This window comes from Streptomyces fulvoviolaceus (genome assembly GCF_000718165.1).
Lineage (GTDB): Bacteria > Actinomycetota > Actinomycetes > Streptomycetales > Streptomycetaceae > Streptomyces > Streptomyces fulvoviolaceus.
On the sequence record NZ_JOEY01000224.1, the window covers coordinates 1 to 247 of the forward strand.

Consider the following 247-nt stretch of genomic DNA (forward strand, 5'->3'; position numbering starts at 1 on the left):
CGGCTTGCGGCGGTTCGCGATGAGGCCGCCGGCCGCGCCGAGCGAGACCAGGCCCATGCCGGCGGCGGTCGCGATCCCCTTCACGCCGTCCATGGTCAGGTAGCAGAACGCGGCCACGCCGCCGTTGAACAGGAACAGGAACCAGAGCGTGGACGACTTCGACAGGAACGCCTTGATCTTCGGCTTCTTCGCGATGCGCGAGCCCGCCAGCATCGACACGGCGATGCCGGCGTAGGTGGCCACGTTC

1 pseudogene is annotated in these 247 nt (G+C 68.8%); it reads right to left on the reverse strand.

What is annotated here, in order from left to right:
• A pseudogene (locus tag IG08_RS0153625) lies at positions 1-247 on the reverse strand (hypothetical protein); the annotation flags it as partial.